At 45.5% G+C, this 22,566-nt stretch carries 20 protein-coding genes and 1 pseudogene; 9 read left to right on the forward strand and 12 right to left on the reverse strand.

The window, feature by feature from the left end:
* Nucleotides 1-15: 15 nt before the first annotated feature.
* The 3 genes from FLT43_RS02180 to FLT43_RS02190 form a co-directional block, all read right to left on the reverse strand.
* Complete coding sequence (locus FLT43_RS02180; RefSeq protein ID WP_087443543.1) at nt 16-657, reverse strand: acetyltransferase; 642 nt, start codon at nt 655-657, stop codon at nt 16-18.
* Entirely contained in the window at nt 654-1,793 is a 1,140-nt protein-coding gene (locus FLT43_RS02185; protein WP_087443542.1) for a DegT/DnrJ/EryC1/StrS family aminotransferase, read from the reverse strand. The genes FLT43_RS02180 and FLT43_RS02185 overlap by 4 nt, the downstream gene beginning before the upstream one ends.
* 113 nt (nt 1,794-1,906) lie before the next feature.
* Entirely contained in the window at nt 1,907-2,773 is an 867-nt protein-coding gene (locus tag FLT43_RS02190) for a glycosyltransferase family 2 protein (RefSeq protein WP_087443541.1), read from the reverse strand.
* Nucleotides 2,774-2,992: 219 nt separating this feature from the next.
* Between FLT43_RS02190 and FLT43_RS02195 the strand changes: the two genes are divergently transcribed.
* The 6 genes and pseudogenes from FLT43_RS02195 to FLT43_RS02220 form a co-directional block, all read left to right on the forward strand.
* A complete protein-coding gene (locus FLT43_RS02195) occupies nt 2,993-4,522 on the forward strand; it encodes a glycosyltransferase (protein ID WP_087443540.1) in 1,530 nt (509 codons plus the stop codon).
* 275 nt (nt 4,523-4,797) lie between these two features.
* Nucleotides 4,798-5,892 (forward strand): phosphotransferase enzyme family protein, encoded by a 1,095-nt coding sequence (locus FLT43_RS02200; RefSeq protein WP_174818212.1) that lies wholly within the window; start codon nt 4,798-4,800, stop codon nt 5,890-5,892.
* 332 nt (nt 5,893-6,224) lie between these two features.
* The gene (ppsA, locus tag FLT43_RS02205) at nt 6,225-8,813 is read left to right on the forward strand and encodes a phosphoenolpyruvate synthase (RefSeq protein ID WP_087443539.1); all 2,589 of its coding nucleotides are present in this window, start codon (nt 6,225-6,227) and stop codon (nt 8,811-8,813) included.
* A 249-nt stretch (nt 8,814-9,062) separates the two neighbouring features.
* Nucleotides 9,063-9,305 (forward strand): radical SAM family protein, encoded by a 243-nt coding sequence (locus FLT43_RS02210; protein WP_244194262.1) that lies wholly within the window; start codon nt 9,063-9,065, stop codon nt 9,303-9,305.
* Nucleotides 9,306-9,380: 75 nt separating this feature from the next.
* Nucleotides 9,381-10,124 (forward strand): YheC/YheD family protein, encoded by a 744-nt coding sequence (locus FLT43_RS02215; protein WP_087443538.1) that lies wholly within the window; start codon nt 9,381-9,383, stop codon nt 10,122-10,124.
* Between the two features lie 25 nt (nt 10,125-10,149).
* Nucleotides 10,150-10,324 (forward strand): annotated as a pseudogene (locus tag FLT43_RS02220) (transposase); the annotation flags it as partial.
* Nucleotides 10,325-10,576: 252 nt separating this feature from the next.
* Here FLT43_RS02220 and FLT43_RS02225 read toward each other — a convergent pair.
* The 7 genes from FLT43_RS02225 to FLT43_RS02255 form a co-directional block, all read right to left on the reverse strand.
* Nucleotides 10,577-11,497: an MBL fold metallo-hydrolase gene (locus FLT43_RS02225; RefSeq protein ID WP_164776555.1), complete on the reverse strand. Its 921-nt coding sequence runs from the start codon at nt 11,495-11,497 to the stop codon at nt 10,577-10,579.
* Between the two features lie 35 nt (nt 11,498-11,532).
* The gene (locus FLT43_RS02230; RefSeq protein WP_087443536.1) at nt 11,533-12,135 is read right to left on the reverse strand and encodes a hypothetical protein; all 603 of its coding nucleotides are present in this window, start codon (nt 12,133-12,135) and stop codon (nt 11,533-11,535) included.
* Between the two features lie 18 nt (nt 12,136-12,153).
* Nucleotides 12,154-12,543 carry an alpha-helical endospore appendage domain-containing protein gene (locus tag FLT43_RS02235; protein ID WP_087443535.1) on the reverse strand — a complete coding sequence of 130 codons (390 nt, stop codon included), beginning with the start codon at nt 12,541-12,543 and terminating at the stop codon, nt 12,154-12,156.
* A gap of 64 nt (nt 12,544-12,607) precedes the next feature.
* Nucleotides 12,608-12,910 carry an alpha-helical endospore appendage domain-containing protein gene (locus tag FLT43_RS02240; RefSeq protein WP_087443534.1) on the reverse strand — a complete coding sequence of 101 codons (303 nt, stop codon included), beginning with the start codon at nt 12,908-12,910 and terminating at the stop codon, nt 12,608-12,610.
* A gap of 296 nt (nt 12,911-13,206) precedes the next feature.
* Nucleotides 13,207-13,518 (reverse strand): alpha-helical endospore appendage domain-containing protein, encoded by a 312-nt coding sequence (locus tag FLT43_RS02245; RefSeq protein ID WP_087443533.1) that lies wholly within the window; start codon nt 13,516-13,518, stop codon nt 13,207-13,209.
* A 261-nt stretch (nt 13,519-13,779) separates the two neighbouring features.
* On the reverse strand, nt 13,780-14,892 hold the full coding sequence (locus tag FLT43_RS02250) for a glycosyltransferase (protein ID WP_244194261.1): 1,113 nt from the start codon (nt 14,890-14,892) through the stop codon (nt 13,780-13,782).
* Nucleotides 14,889-16,004 carry a glycosyltransferase gene (locus FLT43_RS02255; RefSeq protein ID WP_244194260.1) on the reverse strand — a complete coding sequence of 372 codons (1,116 nt, stop codon included), beginning with the start codon at nt 16,002-16,004 and terminating at the stop codon, nt 14,889-14,891. The genes FLT43_RS02250 and FLT43_RS02255 overlap by 4 nt, the downstream gene beginning before the upstream one ends.
* 396 nt (nt 16,005-16,400) lie before the next feature.
* On the opposite strand from FLT43_RS02255, the gene FLT43_RS02260 reads away from it, so the two are divergent.
* Complete coding sequence (locus FLT43_RS02260) at nt 16,401-17,228, forward strand: alpha-helical endospore appendage domain-containing protein (RefSeq protein ID WP_176588898.1); 828 nt, start codon at nt 16,401-16,403, stop codon at nt 17,226-17,228.
* Between the two features lie 34 nt (nt 17,229-17,262).
* On the opposite strand, the gene FLT43_RS02265 is transcribed toward FLT43_RS02260, so the two are convergent.
* Together FLT43_RS02265 and FLT43_RS02270 are read right to left on the reverse strand one after the other, a co-directional pair.
* The gene (locus FLT43_RS02265; RefSeq protein WP_087443528.1) at nt 17,263-18,726 is read right to left on the reverse strand and encodes a glycosyltransferase; all 1,464 of its coding nucleotides are present in this window, start codon (nt 18,724-18,726) and stop codon (nt 17,263-17,265) included.
* A gap of 21 nt (nt 18,727-18,747) precedes the next feature.
* Nucleotides 18,748-20,232, reverse strand: a complete 1,485-nt coding sequence (locus tag FLT43_RS02270) for a glycosyltransferase (RefSeq protein WP_164776559.1) — start codon at nt 20,230-20,232, stop codon at nt 18,748-18,750.
* Between the two features lie 228 nt (nt 20,233-20,460).
* Between FLT43_RS02270 and rfbH the strand changes: the two genes are divergently transcribed.
* Nucleotides 20,461-21,786 (forward strand): lipopolysaccharide biosynthesis protein RfbH, encoded by a 1,326-nt coding sequence (gene rfbH / locus FLT43_RS02275; protein WP_174818213.1) that lies wholly within the window; start codon nt 20,461-20,463, stop codon nt 21,784-21,786.
* Nucleotides 21,783-22,562: a glucose-1-phosphate cytidylyltransferase gene (rfbF, locus tag FLT43_RS02280; protein ID WP_087443525.1), complete on the forward strand. Its 780-nt coding sequence runs from the start codon at nt 21,783-21,785 to the stop codon at nt 22,560-22,562. Before rfbH ends, rfbF begins: the two co-directional genes overlap by 4 nt.
* The last annotated feature ends 4 nt before the right edge of the window (nt 22,563-22,566 follow it).

Consider the following 22,566-nt stretch of genomic DNA (forward strand, 5'->3'; position numbering starts at 1 on the left):
GATTTTACTCCTTTCCTATTTCTCATCAAGCCGTTTTTTGATGACGGCTGGCACCCCCGCAGCCATAGTAAAGTCAGGGATATCGCCTCTGACAAAGGCTCCGCCGCCAATCATAGACCAGGAGCCAATGCGGCATTTCTCCCGTACGGAGGAACCGATGCCGATGTAGGCTCCTTCGCCTACGGTCACATTGCCCGCCAGATTCACACCCGGGGCGATGGTGACATAATCGCCAATGACCGTATCATGACTGATGTTGGCGCTTCGATTGATGATCACATGGCATCCGATCCGGATATTATCGGTCAGGATGGCCCCTTCGCAGATAATGGTGCCTTGCCCCACGATATTTCTCCTCGACACACGGACACGCGGATGGATCAGCGGATCTGCGACGCGGAATCCCGACCGGATGGTATCGTAAGCGAATCGCTTCTTCAATGCCGGGTCTCCGACCCCGGCACAGACGATCTCGATCTCATGCCGCATCACTTCGATATCGTCAAGCGTTCCCAATACGGGAACTCCATTCACCAGTTGGCCTTTCATTTCAGGCCGTTCGTCCAGGAGCCCGAGCACACGCACTCCCATCTCTTCGCAAAGCCAGTTGACCTCGCGGGCGTGTCCGCCCGATCCCCAGATGACGATCTTTCTCATAGGGCATTTCCCCCGGTAATGCTTCCAAGCACCTTAACAATCCGCCCAACGGTGGCCTCATTCATTTCCTCCCAGAGCGGCAGACTGATAATACGATCTGCAATCCGTTCCGTCACCTGTAGATCGGAATGGGGGTAGATCTGAAACTGCTTCTGCTGATGGCATGCGGGGGAGAAGTAAGTCCGGGCTTCAATCGAGTGGGAGGCTAACCGCCGGATGACTTCCCGGTTGCCGGGAGGGTCCGGGCTCAGCATAGAGAAAAATTGCAGGGGCACCCGGCCTTGCATCTTTTGGACAGACCATCCCCGCTGCATTACATCCTGTTGCTGCAGTTCACGGCGATAATAGCCAATGATCGTTTTTCTTCTCTCCTGTGCTGCCTGGAACCCTTCAAGCGTGGCCAAAGCGATAGCGGCGGTGTATTCCGATATTTTGCTGTTTAAGCCTAACATTACGGATTCCCTGGAGCTGGAGAAGCCGAAGTTGCCGGCCCGGCGGATTCGCTGAATGAGATCCTGGTCCGCGCTGTACACCAGCCCGCCTTCTCCGACGCCAAACGTCTTAGTCGCGTGAAAGCTGAACACCACGGCTCCACCGAAGCCTTTGCCGAATTGTGCGGCATCCTCCGCAACGGTCGTTCCAAAGCTGGCAGCCGCATCGATGACGACCGGAATTCCTTCCTGCAGCAGTTTATCGTATATGGATAAATCGATAGCCGAACCGAAAGTGGCGTAAGGGACGATGACCGCGATCTGGTCGCCCAGCCGCTCCACCGTTTCCGCCACTTGCGCCCTGTTCATTTGCCAATCGTCCGGTTCAATATCCAGGAAATATGGTTCGAGCCCGCACCACTCGGCGGCAAGAGGGGTCGCTGCAAAAGTAAAGCTGGGCATCACCGCATATTTGCCCCGGGGCCGCTTGCTTTGCGAAATCGCAAGCATCAGCCCGAGAGTAGCGTTATGCACCGTCACGGCCGCACCGATGCCGCCGAACATTCGGGCAATCACGCGCGTTTCAAACAGATGATTTAAGGGTCCGTAATTGGAGTAAATCCGGCTAGCTTCTATTTTTTCAAAATAAGAAAGCAACCGCTCCTTTTTGACTAAATTCGGCCGCAAGAACGGAATTTCATACATAAGGCAACCTCTTCTCACTGGAATCCTTTTTCCAATCAATGTGTATACCTTAGAGTATGAAACCCATGAATGGGGGGAACGGCGAATACCTGACTCTCCAATTATCGCAAACCTCACTCTATCGTATTCAAGATTGTATCGATCCGCTCAATGTCTGCTGCAAATTGCGGATATCCCTGCACGCGTACGCGGTAAGCAAGAAGGGCGGTTTTGTACAACTCCTCCGTGTCCAGAAACCCCTCCTCTCTGGAGGCGATCGCGATATCGAGCCATTCGCTGAACGCTTTAAAGCCAAGCACGCTGTTGTTTTGGCTGGCATGTAATCGAAAATAGCTGAGCGCTTCCGGAATATAAACCGCTTTTCCTTTGGACAAGAGCGATAACCAGGCAGCCATATCGTTGATCAGCGAGTATTGCTTTCCCCGGTACACTCCGAACGGTTCGGTAAGGTCTGCTTTTTTAAACAATACGGTCGTCGGTTCGCCGATCACATTTAAGCAACGGGTTAATGCGATGTTCCCCAGCGTTTGTCCATCCATCACTCTTGTCTCTTCATAGAGTCTGACCGTTGCGGCGATAGGGGGAAGAAAGCTCCCCGATTCATTCATGGTTTGCCGGTAGGACGTAACTAGCGTGATGTTTTCGAATTCGTTAAAAAAGAAAAGCATTTTAGAGATCTTTTCTTTATGAAATACGTCGTCATCCATCAAGTAATTGATATATTCCCCCGAGGCCAGGTCGAAGCATTTGTGCCAGTTTTCAAGAAACAGGTTTTTCTCGTTTTTATGGTATTTAATCTGGGGATAAGACGGCAGATAAGCCGCTTCCAGCATTTGTTGCACTTCGTTATTGGAGCTGTCGTCGCAAATGACGATTTCGATATTCGGGTAGGTTTGTTCAAGTACGCTGTCGATGGCGATTTTTAACGTATGGGGCCGGTTATAAGCAGGAATCACGACACTAACCAACGGATGTTCCAAGATAACTCCACCTTTCTTAGAAATGAGTTGTGTCCGTCATTGTACGAAAGGATTGTTACCTCTCAAACTATGCGGTCTCAAGCGAATTGTGCGTTCATATAAGGCTTTTGGGTGGACAAATAGGAGAGCAGCGGAATACACTGCGTATGTGAAAGAAGAGAATAGATCGACACTTGGGCTCCAGCTTGTGTTCGACATGTGAGAAAGGGGAATCAACTCTTGTCATCGGACTTCATTCCTTTATTGACGGTTCATCTGTTTTTGACAGACAAGATTTCGAAAGATAAATTGAAAGAACCAATCTTGGGGTTGGAAGAAAACCACATCACCGTAAAAATGTATGGGCCTGATGATCCATTAGTCGGTGCCGGCCCCCGGAAGCCGCGTGTCTATGTGTCCATCGGAGATGATTGGGAGCCTTTTGCAACCCTAAGATCGCTGCCTATTCAGGAAAAAAAACGTTGGCTGCACTTCCATTCTCCGGACGAATTGGAATCGCATAAATTGTTTTACTGCTGGATCAGAGCGACGGATCCTCTCCCCGAAAACAAAGCCGTTCCTCCTGCCCGTTTTTCTTCCGATACGCCTCTCATATCCGTGTTCACGGCCAGCTACAGGTCAAAAGAAAGAATTCAACGTCCTTATCGATCGCTTGTAAATCAAACTTACCCGAACTGGGAATGGGTCATTGTGGACGATTCCGGAGATAACGAGGAGACTTACAAGAATGACTTGCTTCCTTTAAAAGACCCTCGCGTGCGCAGATATCGCCAGGATTCCCGCAATGGCTATATTGGGGCGCTCAAAAGGTATGCCGCAGGTCTTTGTACAGGGGAAATCTTAGTAGAGGTGGATCATGACGACGACCTGATGCCCGATTGCCTGGAGAAGATCGTTCGAACATTTCAGGAAAATCCCGAATGCGGCTTTGTGTACGGGGATTGCACCGAGGTGTACGCAGAGAACCTTCATGCGCATTGGTACGGCTGGGATTGCGGTTTTGGATACAGCGTATCTTATCGGGTATGGCTGCGTGAAATGAACCGCTGGCAAAATGCGCAGAGGCATACGACGATCAACGGCAATACCGTACGCCACTTGGTCGGGCTGCCGAATCATCCCCGCGCATGGTCCCGGGATTGTTATCATCTGGTCGGGGGTCATCGCGATGAGTTGCTGGTGGCCGATGATTACGACATGCTGATTCGGACGTTTCTTTGTTCCAAGTTCGCGGCCGTTCCCGATTTACTCTATATCCAATATCGGAACGAACGAGGAAACAACACCACTTTCCTAAGAAATAAGCAGATTCAGATCTTGGTCAGAGAACTGGAACGGGTATACCACGATAGAATTCATTCGAGGCTGACCGAGCTGGAGCTGCCGGAGCATCTGCCGTACTGCCGCATATGGGAGACCTCCGTACACGATCCCGCCCGCAAAACGGCTCATGTCATTCATGAAGATACTTCCCGAGTTGCGATATTGTTCCCGATTCCTTACTCTCATCCGGAAACGGAGCATACTCAATTAAGAAAAGTCTTCCAAAGGGGGATGGAGTTGGGCTTTAAGAACACCGAGGTTATCGTTGTGGGCCGTATCCCCAAGGAAGTGGAGTTTTTCGCTTCCCAAGCGCCTGCAGGGGCGATCCGCTGGTGGCCGATGGAACCGGACGATTCATTGGAGACTTGTATCCAATATGCGAAGTATTGCGCATCCTGTAAAGAGAAAGTGGTTGTGATGCCTTAAAAGGCCGGGCAATATATGAAGTATACCCCTTAGAATGGACATTGGATAAGCCCCCTGGTTAATCCGATGATTTCTAAGGGGTGCTATTTTTATGGCGAGAAAAGGACTGAAGTATCTACATGAGATGCAGGTGTGTCATAAAGACAGTTACCCTAGAATTTGGATGCATTATACGGTAAAATACAAGGTGGAAAAAGCTGAGAGGAGTGAATGATCAATGCTAAACAAGGTGGTTATCATTTAAATCTCTAGTAGAAGGACGGTGCACAGAGAGATTGCAAACCAAAGAAAATATTTTGACTTATAACGAAGTTGTTTCAATCAGCGAGACCTATTTACTTGCAGTAGTATCAGAATTGTTCGGGTTAGAAGGATATGAAATTCAGCGGATTCCGGCACATGACGGAGGACGGAATGTCGTTTATACCTGCGAAAAAGAGGGCGCCGAGGCATATATTCTCAGAATCTCCTTCTTACCTGACAGAAGCCGGGAAGATTTTCTGGCCGAAGTGGAGTATATCAGGTATTTATTTGAGCATGGCGGCAGTGTCCCGGATGTGATCAGTTCCCGGAAGGGGAATTTGCTGGAAGAATTCACTCATAATGATCACACCTTTTTTGTCAGTCTGTTCGAAAAGGCACGGGGAAAAAAGCTGGTGGAAAATAATTATCGGTATCGGGAAGGAGTTCCTATTACCGAATATTATTATAACTGCGGTAAAGCCCTGGGGAAACTGCACCAGATATCAAAAGGGTATACTCCTATCCATCGCCGTTATAGTTTTTTTGATAAATACAATGCCGAATATATCGATAAACTGATTCCCGACTCTTTATCTCCGCTTAAGAAGAAGCTGGCAGATCTTCTTAACACCTTAGAAGAATTGGACAGAAACCGTGAGACTTACGGTATGATCCATTTTGATTACAACGATGGGAATTATTCGATAGATTTTGATACCGGGAAACTAACTGTATATGATTTCGATAATTCATGTTTCGGTTGGTATATGTATGACCTGGCAGACCTCTGGAGAAGCGGGGTGGGCTGGACACGATTCGAACCCGACGCTGGTAAACGTAAAACGTTTATGGATGATTATTTTGAAACCGTTCTCGCGGGTTACAGATCCGAGACCAATCTCGAAGATTCGATGTTGGATCAGTTGCCTTTATTTATTCAGATATGTGTCATGGAAAATATCGTTGCCTCCTTCGAGGATATGCAGAACAGCGGTGAAGAGCCTGAGTGTGATGAGGAGCTGTCGTATCTTATAAAATGCATGGAAGACGATATCCCGTATTATGGATTTTTCCATGAGATTTACTCATGTGAAGAGCCTTTTGAATACGAGGAACGAAATAGGTAGTCTTTTTGTGAGGATTGCAAAAGCACACAGCCGACTCATTGGGCCGGCTGTGTTTTGTTATACCGTATGACACGAAATAAAATAGAGTATGAAATTTCTACAGCACCAAATGTCGGAGGACATGGACATACATCGTTATCCTTAGTCAGAATTGAAATAATGGGCCAGCAGCTCTTGCTTCTCCAGTCTGCGCAGCAAGGGGTACAAGGATCGATGGCGATTCCTTATGAAATCAAAAAAGAACCTGGATAGTTTCATCTGGTTCTTCTTTTTTGCATATAAACATACATATCAAATGTTTGTCTCAATTATATGGTTAGGAGAGATATGGAATGAGTTCTTTGGTTCTCGGTTTTCAGGAAATGAAAAACACGCAGCTATTGCACGTTGGCGGAAAAGGGTTGAATTTAGGGGAGTTATCAAAAATTGAAGGAATACAAGTACCAGAAGGATTTTGTGTTACAACAGTGGGATATCAAAAAGCAATCGAGCAGAACGAAACGTATCATGCTTTGCTCAATCGACTAACTATGCTAAACGTAGAAGATCGAGATCAAATTGATGAAATCAGCAGGAAGATTCGACAAATCATTTTGGAAGTAGAAATTCCTTCTGATGTTGTGAAAGCAGTAACTCAATATCTCTCCCAGTTTGGCGAGGAACATGCTTATGCCGTGCGTTCTAGTGCGACTGCTGAAGATTTGCCATATGCCTCTTTTGCTGGTCAACAAGACACCTATTTAAATATTATCGGCAAAGAAGCCATCCTGCAGCATATCAGCAAATGTTGGGCCTCCCTATTTACGGATCGCGCAGTAATCTACCGTATGCAAAATGGATTCGACCACAGTCACGTTTATTTAGCCGTTATCGTTCAAAGGATGGTATTCCCACAAGCTTCGGGGATTTTATTTACCGCTGATCCGATTACTTCTAACCGAAAGGTGATATCGATCGATGCCAGTTTTGGACTTGGAGAAGCACTGGTCTCTGGCCTGGTATCTGCCGATTGTTATAAAGTAAAGGAAGGGGAGATCGTCGATAAGAGGATCGCGGCCAAAAAATTGGCGGTCTATGGACGAAAAGAAGGGGGAACAGAGACACTACAGATCGATCCTGAGCAGCAAAAGACTCAAACCCTAACTGAACAACAAATTTTACAATTAGCACGCATCGGAAGGCATATCGAAGCATATTTTGGTTGCCCGCAAGATATCGAATGGTGTCTGGTTGATGATACCTTTTATATTATCCAGAGTCGGCCAATCACGACGTTATACCCGATTCCTGAAGCGAATGATCAGGAAGATCGCGTTTATGTATCTGTCGGTCACCAACAAATGATGACCGATCCCATGAAACCGCTGGGATTGTCTTTTTTCCAGCTAACAAATCCAGCACCCATGCGTAAAGCCGGTGGCAGGTTGTTTGTTGATGTGACACCAATGCTGGCTAGCAGAGATAATACATTACATTACCTGGGACGATCCGATCCGCTTATCAAAGACGCATTGATGACCGTAATAGAGCGAGATTTTATAAAAACGTTACCAGATGATAACACAGCACCAACTCCGATCAAGAGATATGCTGATACGATGCGTGAACTTGAAAACAATCCGTCAATCGTTCCCGATTTGATTAAGCGTAGTCAAGCATCGATCGAAGCGTTGAAACAAAATATCCAAACGAAATCAGGATCGGATTTGTTTGATTTTATTCTTGAAGATCTCCAGCAATTAAAGGAGTTTGTATTTGATCCGCAAAGTTTAAGCGTGATTCTGGCTGCAATGGATGCTGCAACATGGATCAATGAAACTATGAACGAGTGGTTAGGTGAAAAACACGCAGCAGATACACTTTCTCAATCTGTACCGGACAATATTACTTCGGAAATGGGACTGGCGCTATTGGATGTCGCAGATGTGATCCGTCCTTATCCGGAGATCATTGCGTATTTACAGCATGCAAAAGCGGATAACTTTTTGGATGAACTGCTTACGTTAGATGGCGGGCAGGAAACCCGAGACGCGATCTATGCTTATCTCGACAAATACGGAATGCGATGTGCCGGAGAAATCGATCTTACCAGAACGCGCTGGATCGAAAAACCAATTACGCTTGTCCCGTTGATTCTTGGTAACATCAAAAACTTTGAGCCTAATGCGAGCAAGCGAAAATTTGAGCAAGGGCAGCAAGAAGCTTTAAAAAAAGAACAAGAGTTGTTGGAACGATTAAAGCAATTGCCTGATGGTGAACAAAAAGCGAAAGAAACAAAACAAGCGATCGACTTCATCCGGAATTACAGCGGGTATAGGGAATATCCGAAATACGGCATGGTTAATCGCTACTTCGTGTATAAGCAGGCTTTACTGAAAGAAGCCGAACAACTCGTACAAGCGGACATCATTCATGAAAAAGAAGATATCTTCTATCTCACTTTGGAGGAACTTCACGAGGTTATACGGACAAATAAACTGGATTACCACATCATCAGCAAACGGAAAGATGAGTACAACTATTATGAAAAACTAACTCCGCCACGTGTTATTACTTCAGAAGGCGAAATCATTTCAGGGGAGTACAAACGAGAGAATCTCCCGTCTGAAGCATTAGTAGGTCTGCCCGTGTCTGCCGGAGTTATAGAGGGACGCGCACGTGTCATCTTGAACATGGAAGATGCTGATCTAGAAGATGGAGATATATTAGTCACCGCCTTTACGGATCCTAGCTGGACACCATTGTTTGTATCTATAAAAGGCCTAGTCACCGAAGTTGGCGGACTGATGACCCACGGGACAGTTATCGCACGTGAATATGGCCTGCCCGCAGTTGTCGGAGTGGAGAGCGCCACCAACCGGATAAAAGATGGACAACGAATTCGTGTGCATGGAACAGAAGGGTATGTCGAAATATTGTAATGGTTGAGTACACCAAATCTGACTCTGGACAATTTCGAACTAGCCGAGAACGAAACCGGTTCCTTCCGGTTGACCCGGTTCACAAAAAAATAAATCTGTTGCCGGAGGTTTACCAATCTATCGACAGATGCACGTAGCGATTATGTCCGCAAGCGCATCGTGTTTATTCCTGCGTAGTTGGTTAATGACGCATTAAAGCGCCGTTCGACGGTTGCTTTTTTGCATTTTCTCCGGCGGTAAGGAGAACATATGAAACCAACCTCGAAATATGAAACGATTGGGCAGATCTTGTCCGACTTCAAGCAGCCTGCGTACCGGTATAGACAAATTATGGACGCTATTTTCAAACAAAAAATTGCTGAATACGAACGGATCACCATACTGCCGAAATTTTTGCAAGAAGAGTTGGCCCGAACGCTGGGCCCGGACGTCGCCAGCGTTGTTCCGGTAAAGGAAGTCACATCGCAGATAAAGGTATTGCCATTTTTCTGATCAGCTATGCGTAATATGGGTATAAGCCGGTATCCAGATAAAGGGGCTAGAATAATGTAGGATAGAGGTGAGTACATGAGACATAAATTCATCAATAGCAAAATGCTAAAAGGAAAGCCCTTGTCACAGGATCACGTCCTATCTCGTCACGTTCCGGAAACCCATTGGTATCATGCTGCGACTCTTACCAAGATGCTCAAATCCTTCCCTGTGTTATATATCAAACCCGATAAAGGTTCCTCAGGAACGGGGATTATCCGGGTCAAGAGGCTTAATAACTCCGAAAGCCTGGTTTCATTCAAGGCATCGTCCAAAAAGTACCCCCATACAAAAATCGCATCCGAAGTAGCAAAGAGAATGCACCGCGGAAAAAAGTACATTATCCAGCAAGGGATTCCACTAGCGACCTATCGAAAGAAACCTTTTGATCTGCGGATTGTGCTACAGAAACCATCCAACCAGTGGTTGCTTACCTGGATGAGCGCCAAAGTCGCGCCTAGATCCAATTCCATCGTCACGAATGTGGCAAAAGGAGCTCGCGATGCAAAGATAAAGGAAATCCTTCGAGGAGCCGACCAACGGCTAAACGTACCCACAGTCCTAAAAAAGTTAAGCGGTGTTTCCTACAAAATCGCACGTAAATTGGGTTCTCGTTTCCCCCTTCGAATTGTCGGATTGGATATGGGGATCGACAAGAAAGGAAAGGTATGGTTTATCGAGGCGAACACGAGACCTAACTTTCACGGATTAAACAAGTTCGATCCCGTGCAATACCGAAGATATCTTCGTGCAAAGAAGCAGACAGAAGCAAATAGCTGAAAGTTGAGTTCGTACCTACAGCGAGAAAGCAGAGCGAGCCATGGGGTATATTGGAGCAAGGTTTCGACGATGCTACGGCGGTAATGTCGATTCCAGAGAAGTTCCGCAAACGTCTGCGTACGACGAACAGCCAGGAGCGTTTAAACGAGGAAGTACGGCGTCGCGAGCGTGTGATTCGTATCTTTCCAAACCGCGATTCTGCATACTGGGACTTGACCATGGTAAAAACGGAACTGTATCAATTTATGGTTGCCCGTGGTTTGAATGATTCGTTGCTTCTCTGGATCTGCTGCCGCAAGCGTACATGTCGGTTTCGTATAGCTCAGTCCTTAGCGTTGATGTGCCGATCAAGTTCAAATTGATGCCTTGATAGCTTTCCGGTTCAATATGCTAATCCATGGCGTTTCCCCACTTTGTCCGTGTCTTTATCTGTTTCTTATTTGACAAATGATTTACGTATTACTTTTATAAAAAAGTAGGCCGTTTTTGATTTTCTGGGAAACTTTCCCCTCATTCAACAATAACCTAACATAAGAGAGTGTGATGGTGTAGGCTAAATAGTATTGCTTTTCCTTATTCTCCAAATCGTATTTACTCATTATGTGTTGCGTAATGCTTTCTAGAGTGTGCCATTGCTGTTCGATCAACGTCAGCACATCATTATAAGCACCTTCTAGACGGGCTACATTTTCTTTAATTATTTTAGATATATCATTATAAATACCGCCGTGATAAAGAACATAATGTTTAGCTTGGAGTGATTTCAATTTTTCCAAAGATTGCATGGCTTCTTTAGGTTCCGTAAAAAAAAGTAATTTTTGTTGCGATAGTGTGGACGTGCCAAATAAAGCGTCTGCGCAGTAGAGTACCTGATCAGGTGTTTCTATACCAATCATCCCTGGAAAGTGCCCCGGCAGCGTGTAAATTGTTAAGGGGATGCCATTGATTTCAAAAACGCCATCCCGAAATGGAATTGTGCCGGTAATGATCGAAGCCGAATCGGAGGACTCCGGTAGTTCCGAAATGTCCAATTTTCTAGTTGGGGAAATCGGAATGATAGGCGCAAGAAAGCCCGGATAGTCAATATATGGCGCAGACAAATGGGAGGCATAACACTGTAGTTCAGGATAATATTCCCTGAAATAAGAGGTGCCACCCGTATTCAAGATATGACCATGGGTGTGAATAATAGCGGCGATGGTATATCCTTGATTATTGATCTGAAGATCGAGCATTTCCGCAGTTCTGTTATTTGGACCACTATCGAACAAAATGGCTTTTTTGGTTTCCTCATGAAGATAAACGCCTACGGCATATTTTCCCGACCACGCATAACTACTGCCTGAAACGTGTAAAAGTTCGCCATTTGTCATGTGCACTTTCTCCTTCGTTTTCATGTTCATAATCGTTATTCGACTGTATACATTTGGGTGCCGATTTGGATTTTAAGAGTATTCACCGCTTTCCTGGCCTTTTTTTTAGATGTGACTTGTGTTGTTTTAGATTTCTCTTTCGTCCAGTGCAGAATGGGGTTAACCACGCTCTTTGTGATCTTTTCCCTTTCAACATATACTTCAGGAGATTTTTTTGAAGGAACAGAAAGAGCGTTAGCAGCAGGACTCACGCCAGGAATCACAGAAGAAGGAATCAATTTATTCCGCAATCGCTCCAGTGATAAGATATACGGTTGCTTGGGCAATTCCCCTATATCGCTCAAGTTAAGAAGCTCTATAAGTAATTCACTTATCCAAGCTTCCAAGACTTTCATTTCTTTTATTTCGGAATCAGAAGGCGTAAGCTGACCACAACCGAACAAAGTACCTATTCGCAAGTGAATGATTTCATATAGTTGGTTTAGCAATTCTATTTGTTTGGTTCTATGGTACGCCAGCAGATCTCTTTCTCGTTTAAATCGTTGGTCCAAATGGAGTGCTGTTATGATTAATTGTAAAACGGCGCCGGTAAGCAGCAGCAAGCCTTGTCTAATTTTTGTGAATTCTCCATAAGGCATAATCAATTGTCACCTCAATCAGTAATCAATATCGTCATTGGGATCATGTTCATCCTCGAAAAAACCGGAATCTTTCCCTGGATGACCCTCTTTTTTGTGGGATGGTTTGTGGGATGGTTGGTAGAGATACTGAAATTGTTTGACGGAGTCAATTTTTTTTGCCAACATCCATTCGACCATCAATATAGAGTCTAGAATTTTTGTTACGGTTTGATTAAATTGGATAAATTCCGAACTGGAAGGCTGCGTAGGAAGGTCCCGATCTTTTCCTACGAAAGCAAGTGTCTTATTTGCTTCTGCTTGCATAAGGGTAGCTAGCGCTTCTTCCTCTACCGCAATGGATTTGACTAATTGAGTTAACGTATCATCCAAGGAATCGGAGTTCTTTCGGTAATTCTCATAAGGCATTATTCTGCCTCCTAGGGATCATATTTGTAAATTAAAAAGGATTCTATTCCTCGAATCATTCTTCTTACTCGCATTCTTCTTGCTCGCATTCTTCCAGTCTAAGGATATCTTCAAGTTTAAATTGCAGTAGCATCTGTTTTTTAATGACATTACGCAGCATGATTTCAACGCTGCGGTTAATCGATAAAATATCGTCTAACTCGGTATGGTGGTCTTTGACAAAACGTTGAATTTTCTCGCCTTCTGCATTAATAATATGGGACAATCCGATTTCCTCCAGAGCGATAGAGGTAAGAAGCAAGTTAATGGCTTCTTTTCGGTTTAGTGTAATCTCAGGCGTAATATCGGGAACCTTAGGCATGGACATCAGATTTCACCTCTTTCTTTAATTTCATCCTATGTTTACATGGACACGATTATGTAGATTAGTTTGCCTTTTTGATCCTATGTGTGTGCATAAGCCTTATGAAGGATGTAATGCTCCCCGTGCGATTCTCTTGTCATTATGGGCGTAAAAGTGCACGGGGCGCCCTTCGCCAAGTGACGGTGAGGACGCCCTCCTTGTAAAATTGGACATATCGAGACCCCATGACGTAACGTATCTAAGCAAGCAGGAGGGGGGCGGCAAATCTTGCCGATTTGCCGCTGCTTAAGAGAAAAAAATTACAAGGTAACGCCGGGTAAGCTAAGTATATTTCCTAATTTTAACTGAAGCAGAATCTCTTTTTTGATGACATCCTGCAGCGTGGTTCTTACACTGTTGTTAATGGCAAGGATATTCGAGATGGTTGGTGGAGTACTAGGCGTAACGCCTGGCAGCGTTCCCAGAACGAACTGAAGTTTCTCTGCTTCGGAATTCAAGATGTGGGCTAGAGCGAGTTCTTCTAACGCGATCGAAGCAAGCAATAAGGATACGGTTTGCCCAGGAGTAATGGAAATCGTCGGTGTAATATTAGGAATGGATGCTTGGGACATGTTGATCACCTCTTTTTTTTTTGACCAAGCGCTGTCATTGAATAATCCAATAAACGATCAGGCTAACTTTAGCTTGACGCCATGCAGTCACCTCCTGACAGGATGTCAGTTGTTCATTGCTCAGCGCTGTGCCCATGTAATCATATGAGAATTGAGGTCAATTATGACAAAATGATCATGGGGGATGACTGCATCTATGAAAGAGGCAGTTCAAAACGTCCGCTTTTGATCACGAAGTGTACCGGCCTTTTGAATACGCACTTAAAAGGGGGGGCTTGCGGATAGTGCGGTTTCGATTATTTTCTGTGCAAAATACTTTCGGTTATTCAGTAATAAAGGATGCTCGGGGTTATGGAAGGAAGCGATTTCATTGTGCAGTTGGGCTTTCGTCCATTGTCCCATCTTATCGTAACAGATACTTAGTTGAAAGTGGGGGATCCATGTCCAGTACTCACGAGCAACCGGACCCAGATAGTGATCCGGCTGGCCAAGCCGAGTAGCTGTATGGTACCAGTAGATGGCTTTTTCCAGATGATTCGATTCCAGAAAAAATGAACCAAGCCGGCAGCACATTTCCGCTCTAGGGGTATCATACGATAGGGAGTGGAGCAGAGCTTTTACAGACTCCGTATCTTTCCCCAGACTACTGTAGCAATCCGACAAGTTCATGCATGCATGGAAGCAATCCTCTACCCATCCTTGCTTCGTCGCAAGAAATTGCTTATAGGCAGCAACTGCTTCTTCGTAGAAGCCATGATCTCTAAGCTCGATGGCAAAATAGTACAAGTCCCTCGGGCTGAATTCTGCGTTGGCTTGCTTTCGCTTACGGAAAATGAGTAAATTGCGATCGGTTGGCTTTTTTTCTTTGCGGTGTGTAATGGCGATATCGCTCTGGATCACTGTACCGCTGACGATGAGCGCTTCGTGAACAGCTCCTTCCCATCGGAACCCGCGATCACGTCTTACCAGTCTGTTGCGCCGTAATGTGCATGTAGGTTTGCCATCCACGTCAAGGGCAAGATGATAAGGCATCATTACCCTGTCTATGTCAACATCCAGTTGTTGCTTAAACACAATGAATTTCTGAAGATCTTCCTCTTCCAATACATCATCAGCGTCCATCCATAGAATATAATCCTGTGTCGCTTGATCGAAGGAGAAATTGCGCGCTGCAGCGAAATCGTCGATCCACTCGAAATCATAAATATGCTGCGTATACTTGCGCGCGATTTGCTTCGTGTTGTCCTTAGAACCTGTATCGACGATAATGATTTCGTTCACGATATCCTGAACAGATGACAAGCAGCGTTCCAATGTATCCTGCTCATCCTTGACGATCATGCACAGACTTATGGTAACCACCGTTTTACTCACTCCTTCGTTCCTGAGTGTTGTCCGGATTTTTCTAGCCTAGTCAGGGCTTCTGCCGCATGGAAATAATTCGGATACAGTCTCAATGCTTCCTTATACGCTTCTACTGCTGCCTCAAATTTGCCGAGCTTTTCCAGACAGAGTCCTTTATAATACCAGGCATGAAAGCTGCCAGCGCCTTTCAGCGTCAAGTGCTGGATGTTGTCTTCCCCCAGAAGGAGACATTGTTCGAATACATCCAGGGCCAATGAATGCAGGTTGCTTAGATATAACGCTACGCCTTTATAAAAATACAGGTCGACATAATCAGGATACATTATGATTGCTTTGTCGATAGCGGCAGGAATTCCGTCTATACTCCCCAAAGAAATAAGGCATGAGTATTTCAACTTGTATAACAAGGAAGGAGGAAGTTTATCTTTCCTCAAAAAGCGGGCGATGGATAAATTCACAAACTCATAGGCTTGTTTATATTTTTCAAGTCTGTAATATTCGCTAGCCAGATGGTATTCTGTCCAAGGATTATTGTTATCCAGCGTTAACTCGTGCAGCAGCATATGCAGATTGCGTTCACTCTTTTGCTTGGCTATCGTGTGTGATTGGAGGTATCCGTAATGGTGGATGGTCAGACCATCATGCTGCTTGATCTTCTTGAGTGCACGCTCACCCGCGAAAATCTCTTCAACATTCAACGCTTCATGAATATGATACAGAAACCGCAAGCCTATCCCGTTACGGAACAAACGGGGATGGGCTATATGGTACGTCTCGTTCGGATCGGGTGATTCCCCCATATAGTTAACCAGATGAACGTTTAATATATGTTCAGTTTCTTCGGCTAACTTTTCTTTCCAACAGGATTCTGCAGACACCTCCAGTACTTCATCTCCATCCATCCACAGAATCCATTCGCCGCTGGCTTGATCAAGACTATAATTGCGCGCCTCTGCAAAATGGTTATTCCATTGAAATGGATACACTTTGGCTCCTGCGGCTTTACATATGCTAATCGTTTGATCCGTCGAGCCCGTATCAACAACAATCATTTCATCTACGAATGGTTGTACGCTTGCCAGACAGCGCTCGATGTTCTCTTCCTCATTTTTGACAATCATACATAGGGAAACCTTAGGCAATATAAACATCTCCTTCTATGTGCAATTGGAAAAAAAGCAATTGATGTCTCATTATGTATTCTGAAAATGATTCAATTATGATCATTATGATAAAAGAACTGTTTCCTTTCCCTGCTGTTCTTACATATGGCGTAGAGGTCTTGCCAACGATTATACCTATCGAAAGGGTACTGGCTATGATTCTAAGTAGAAGAAAGAAGAAGTGTAATCCACTCATGACTGAAGTCACGAGTGTTTTCTTACATAAGATAAGAAAGGGTTAAGGTATTATAAGCATTTGTATTATTTTTCATCATTACAATGGACAAAGTTTTTGTCGCAGCATATGGTATACCGTAGCAAGTTAGCACTGAAAATTGAGGAGGAATGAATACGATGTCACAAGCAAATATCCCTAATATTACGCCTATTGTTACCCTTTCAAGGGAAGAAGCCCTCAATCTTTTATTGGCCTCGGTAGCCATTGAAGAGTTAGGGCTTGCACACATTATCAATGCCGAAGCGGAAAAACTCCAGTTTGCGATCGGTACGCTGCCAGGACTTTCGGTTCCTGCGACCATCAGTGATTTGCTTGCTGTTAATTCAAGTGTAAATACCACCATGCAAAGTCTAATTCGAAATGAACTGCTCCTCCAAACGAAACTGGAAAACATTTTAGCCACTCCTTCTGTAACAGCTGCAACCGGACTGACCGGTCCGACAGGCCCAACGGGAGCTACAGGTGCCACAGGAGCTATAGGTGCCACAGGAGCTACGGGTGCCACAGGAGTCTCAGGCCCCGTGCTTACAGCCAACAACATAAAGGTAGGAAGCTTCATTCAGCGAGTAATTACACCAGGGTCGCCCTATATATTTGATACAATTATAGTTAGCAATGGGGCCGGTATTACATTCATACCTGGAACAGCGGATATCAATCTGAGACCGAACAGCATCTATTGGATCGAAAGCTATCTAGAAGGGGCTGAGACGCCAACTGGTGGTATCGGATATGCACTTCGCCTGAACGGGGTTTCTCTCTTTGGGAGTCATGTCGGCAATGCGGGCGCTGTTGGGGTCGATGAACAGCTCTCCGGAGCATACATTCTGAACACAGGAGCAGGCGTCAATGTGCTTCAGATGTTCAATGATAATAATACAAGTACTACGACGGCTAGTAACGGTACAATCGGCGCTTCATTGACAATTATGCAGATTGGCTAGCCAAATCAGCTTTGTTGATCGAGTAAAGAACAGTTTATGAGTTTGCCCGAGCTGCTTTTAGGGCGCGAATTTCGCTCAAAACCGCTTCATAATATAACTCATCGTGATAATGCTCGCTGAAAATCTCCTCGAACCGTTCTGTATCGGTACTGTAACGATAGGTCATAATCCCTCTGTACCAAGGGAGAATGTAATTGAAGAGCGACCGTTTTTTCTCTGCGCGGACATCGTCCTCTGTCAGTCCCTTTCCGATAAAAAAAGTGAGAATCGACTGGTAGCTGCGAAATACGATTTCACCAAAATTGTAACCGCTCGGCTGGTTATTTCCAAACTGGAATATACTCCTGTTCACGATGCAAAACTTGGGGTTGTTCATTAATATCGCATATTGCAAATACGCTTGGTTAAAGCAGGAGTCGATAAATTTAGTCGGCTCCTCAACGCGCTCCAAATCCTCTTTGCGCACAATCATACCTGAAATAAAGGTGGACATGATGGACGATGCATTGAGAAACGCTGACGCACCTTCAGCTGTATAAACACGACGATCATTGTTATGAACATGAATATGAATAATTCCACAATCACGATGGTTGTTTACGACCTCGATCAGAGGCATCAGCGTACCTTCCAGATAATAATCGTCATCACCCTGCATCTTGATGAACGTTCCTTGAGCTTGACGCATAACGTGGTAAATATTTCGGTCAGCGCCTATATTTTCACTATTACGAGAATACTTCAAACAAGGGTAGAGGGCAGCATAACGGTTAATAACCTGTGGTGTATCGTCAGTGGAGGCATTATCCGAGACAATGACCTCCACGGGGGCATCTTTCGTTAATTGGGAGAATATTGATTTCAGACAACAGTCTAAATCGGACGCCCGGTTATAGGTAGGGATGCATATGGATAGGAGGGGAGAAAGCTGCTGCTCCGGCATTGCTACATCGACCCATTTATCCAGTGCTGGTTCATAAATCTGCATGATACGAGCGGGTGCGCCGCCGACCACACACTGCTCCGGGACATCATGCTTAACCACACTGCCTGGCTGCACGATACTATCACGGCCTATCCGAATGTTGCCGACAATGACGGTCCCAGTGCCAATACGGACGCGTTCCCCGATAGAAACCTCGCCTCTCGCTTCGATCAGTCCTTGCGCAGCGACTGGTTTTCCTGTTTGACGATATTCATGGTCTGTATCCGATATAAACACACGATGCCCGATGATTACACCCTTTTCAAGTTCAATCCGGTTTAAGGCGGATATAATAAGGCCCTCATCGCATTGGCAGCCGTCGCCAATGATGATTTTAGGCTTCTGTCCCACCCCTGGAGAGATAATATTCAACCAGTAATTCCCGCGAATAGATACATCTCTGCCAATGGATATTTCTTCGGGATAGTAGAACTGTCCGCCAACTTCAAGACATGAATTCTCCCCATAGCTATAGAAGGTAGAAGTGGTTTGCGTATCGATTGATAACGACATGGAACTTCTCCTCTCTTAAACTTAAGGTTGCAGTTTTCGAATGGACGTAATAATGGCCAAAGCTTCTTCATAATAAGGCTCATCATGATAATGCTCCTTATAAATTTCCTCGAAATGATCCGTATTCGCGATCATCTTTGTCTCGTTAATTTGTTTGAACCACGGGATCGCATACTCGTAGAGAGTTCGTCTTTTCTCTTTCCGAATGTCATCAAGCGTCAAACCCCTACCCAGAAAATGTTGCAGAATGGACTGGTAGCTGCGGAATACTACTTCGCCAAAATTATAATCATCCGAAGAAAGACCTGCATAAGTGAACATGCTGCAGTTCATGATACAGAATAGTGGATTCTTCTCCAGAATCGCATATTGGAGGTAAAGCTGATTGAAAGAGGAGTGAAGAAACAAAGCGGGCTCTTCAATTTGATTAAGATCAACACGGCGCATAATGATAGAGGTGATGAAGGTCGCATAGATGGATGTTGCATCGAGGTATGCGCTCATACCGACATCTGTCCATATCCTTCCGTCGCCATTTCTTACGAAGATTTGAACGATTCCGCAATCTGCATGGCTGTGCAGAACATGAAGCAGTGGCAGCAAGGTGCCGTCTACATAGAAATCATCATCTCCCTGTAATTTAATAAATTTACCTTGGGCGAGAGTCATAACCTGAAATATATTGGGATCTGCACCGATGTTCTTGTCGTTGCGCACGATCCTCATATTTGAATAGCGAGAAGCATAACGATTGGCAACTTCAGCTGTTTCATCGGTTGAGGCATTGTCCGACACGATGACTTCAATTAATTCGTTGTTCCCGATTTGCGAGTAGATCGATTCCAGGCAGTGTTCGAGATGAGGTGCGCGGTTAAACGTCGGAATGCATATGGATAGCAGCGGATGATAGCGGCGCGCGGTGAGGATTTCTCGTACCTGCTCCTCTCCCGAGACAGGGACCCAACGGCCTGAAGACACTTCATATGCCTCCGCTACAACAGCTGGATTCCCCGCTACGACGCAATAATCTGGCACATCATTCAAGACAACACTATTCGGTCTTACCACACTGCCGAAGCCAATGCGTACATCACCCAGAACCATGGCATTCGCACCAATCCAAGCACCTTCACAAATAATAACCCGGCCTTCTTGAGGGGAGGCATCCTTATTCGGAATAGGGAACCCTGTTGCCGGATGTACATCCATATTGATCTGGTCGCTGATATAAACGTAGGGACCGATTAGCACGTTTCGGTCCAATATAACGCTGTTCTTAGCATTGATCGTCAATCCAGGGTTGATCTGGCAGCCATCCCCGATCATAATGGCAGGGGAATGAGGCGGGCAGGCAGCAGCATTAAAAATGTAAGGCCGACGAATAAAAACATGGTGTCCCACAGCCATACACTCAGGCGTATCGAAGATGCCTCCACTTTGAATATACGTATGGCTCCCGAACTGTTGAAATCGAGCGGCCAGTTCAGACGTGATGTACATCGTCATTACGCCTTCCTTCCTAATCATAAAATAAAAAATCCGAGTTCAAAAGGTCGGTTTTCTTTGCCTCCATATATCCATCATAATAAGGCGCAATCTCAAATATGTATCCATGTTCTCAAAACAGGTTAATTATTAACAAATCGAGCATATATCTAAATTATGAACTTGCCTGTGATGACATAGGCTGATCAGTTCAAGGCAGCAAGGTAAGGATTGGAGGGTTCTATAACGATGACATTGTCTGAGCATATGCTTAGGGAACAAATTTTGCAGTTATCGGCAGCTTTTTATGCGGAAAAGTGGAAAAAGAAGCCACACCGCCCTGGTATAGATTACATTCACGTCAGCGGTAAGGTGTTTGATCATGAGGAGGTCGCGAATTTAGTTGATGCTTCCCTTGACTTCTGTTTAACTACCGACCATTATGCGCGTCAGTTCGAGCGCGAGTTCGCCAAGTTTATGGGTTCAAGATATGCACTGCTGACGAATTCGGGTTCAAGCGCTAACCTGCTGGCCTTAGCTTCACTCACTTCTCCCCAGCTTGGCGAGCGCCGGCTTCAACCTGGAGATGAGGTGATTACGGTAGCTGCCGGATTTCCTACCACGGTGAATCCGATTCTTCAATATGGGTTGGTGCCCGTTTTTCTGGATGTGCACATTCCCACGTATAATATCGATACGACGCATCTGGAAGCAGCGATCAGCCGTAAAACCAAAGCGATTGTCATCGCGCATACGCTTGGCAATTCATTTCGCCTCGATGAAGTCAAACGGCTCGCCGATGCATTTGGCTTGTGGCTGATAGAAGATATATGCGATGCCATTGGTACTATGTATAACGGGAAACCGGTTGGATCATTCGGGGATTTGGCGACAGTCAGCTTCTATCCGGCGCATCATATTACGATGGGCGAGGGGGGAGCTGTGTTGACCTCTTCTCCGAGACTGAAGAAAATTGTTGAATCGTTCCGCGATTGGGGAAGAGATTGCTGGTGTGAGCCCGGAAAAGATAACACTTGCGGCAAACGATTCGATTGGAAGCTCGGGGAGCTCCCGGAAGGCTACGATCATAAATATACGTACAGCCATATTGGTTACAACTTAAAAGCTACGGACATGCAAGCGGCGGTTGGAGTCGCACAATTGAAGAAGCTGCCAGGGTTCATTGCCAAACGGAAGCAAAATTTCACTTTTCTGAAAAAGGCGTTGAAGCCTTTGGAGGATATGCTAATCCTACCCGAGGCTACCGAAGGAAGCGACCCGAGCTGGTTCGGTTTTCCGATTACGTTACGTGAAGAGGCGCCTATATCGCGGGGCGAGCTTGTTCAGGGGTTAGAGAAGAATCGTATCGGCACCCGGCTGTTATTTGCCGGGAACTTGTTGCGTCAGCCTGCTTACGCTAACATACACTGCCGTATCGTCGGCGAACTGCGAAATACGGATCGGATCATGAATCAAACATTTTGGGTTGGTGTGTATCCAGGACTTACCGAGGAAATGCTGCAACATACGGCTAATGTGCTTCATCAGCTTCTAAGGAGGAGTTGTCCGTCATGAAAGTGGTTATTTTGGCCGGAGGTTACGGAACAAGGATCAGTGAAGAGACGCATTTGAAGCCGAAACCGATGGTAGAGATTGGTGACAAACCTATTTTGTGGCATATTATGGATATATACTCGCGGTATGGATTTCATGAATTTATCATTTGCCTGGGATATAAGGGAAATGTGATTAAGAAGTATTTTGCTCATTATTATTTATTCAGCTCGGATGTGACATTCGATTTCGGCGGACAAACGAATGAGTTCACCGTCCATAATCGGTATTTTGACCCGTGGAAAGTGACTTTAGTGGATACAGGTCAAGATACGATGACAGGCGGGAGATTGAAGAGGGTTCAGAAATACTTGGATAATAAACCATTTATGCTCACTTATGGCGATGGGCTTGCTGATTTGGACATCGGTAAACTGGTCGAATTTCATCAATCTCACGGGAAATGGGCGACGATTACGGCAACACAGCCGATGGGGCGGTTCGGAGCTTTGCAAATGATGGACGATCATCAGGTGCTTGGCTTCAAAGAAAAACCCCAAGGGGATGGCGGTTGGATCAACAGCGGTTTTTTTGTTTTGCAGCCGGAGGTGTTGGCCTTTATTGAAGGGGACTCAACGGCTTGGGAGAAAGAGCCGCTAGAATCATTGGCTAAGTCCGGTCAGCTGATGGCTTACAGGCACACAGGTTTCTGGCATCCTATGGATACGCTTCGCGACCAAAACTATTTGGAGAACCTATGGAAAACGGGCGAAGCTCCTTGGAAAGGGAAGGGATGAATTG

It is taken from the genome of Paenibacillus thiaminolyticus, from assembly GCF_007066085.1.
Classification (GTDB): domain Bacteria; phylum Bacillota; class Bacilli; order Paenibacillales; family Paenibacillaceae; genus Paenibacillus_B; species Paenibacillus_B thiaminolyticus.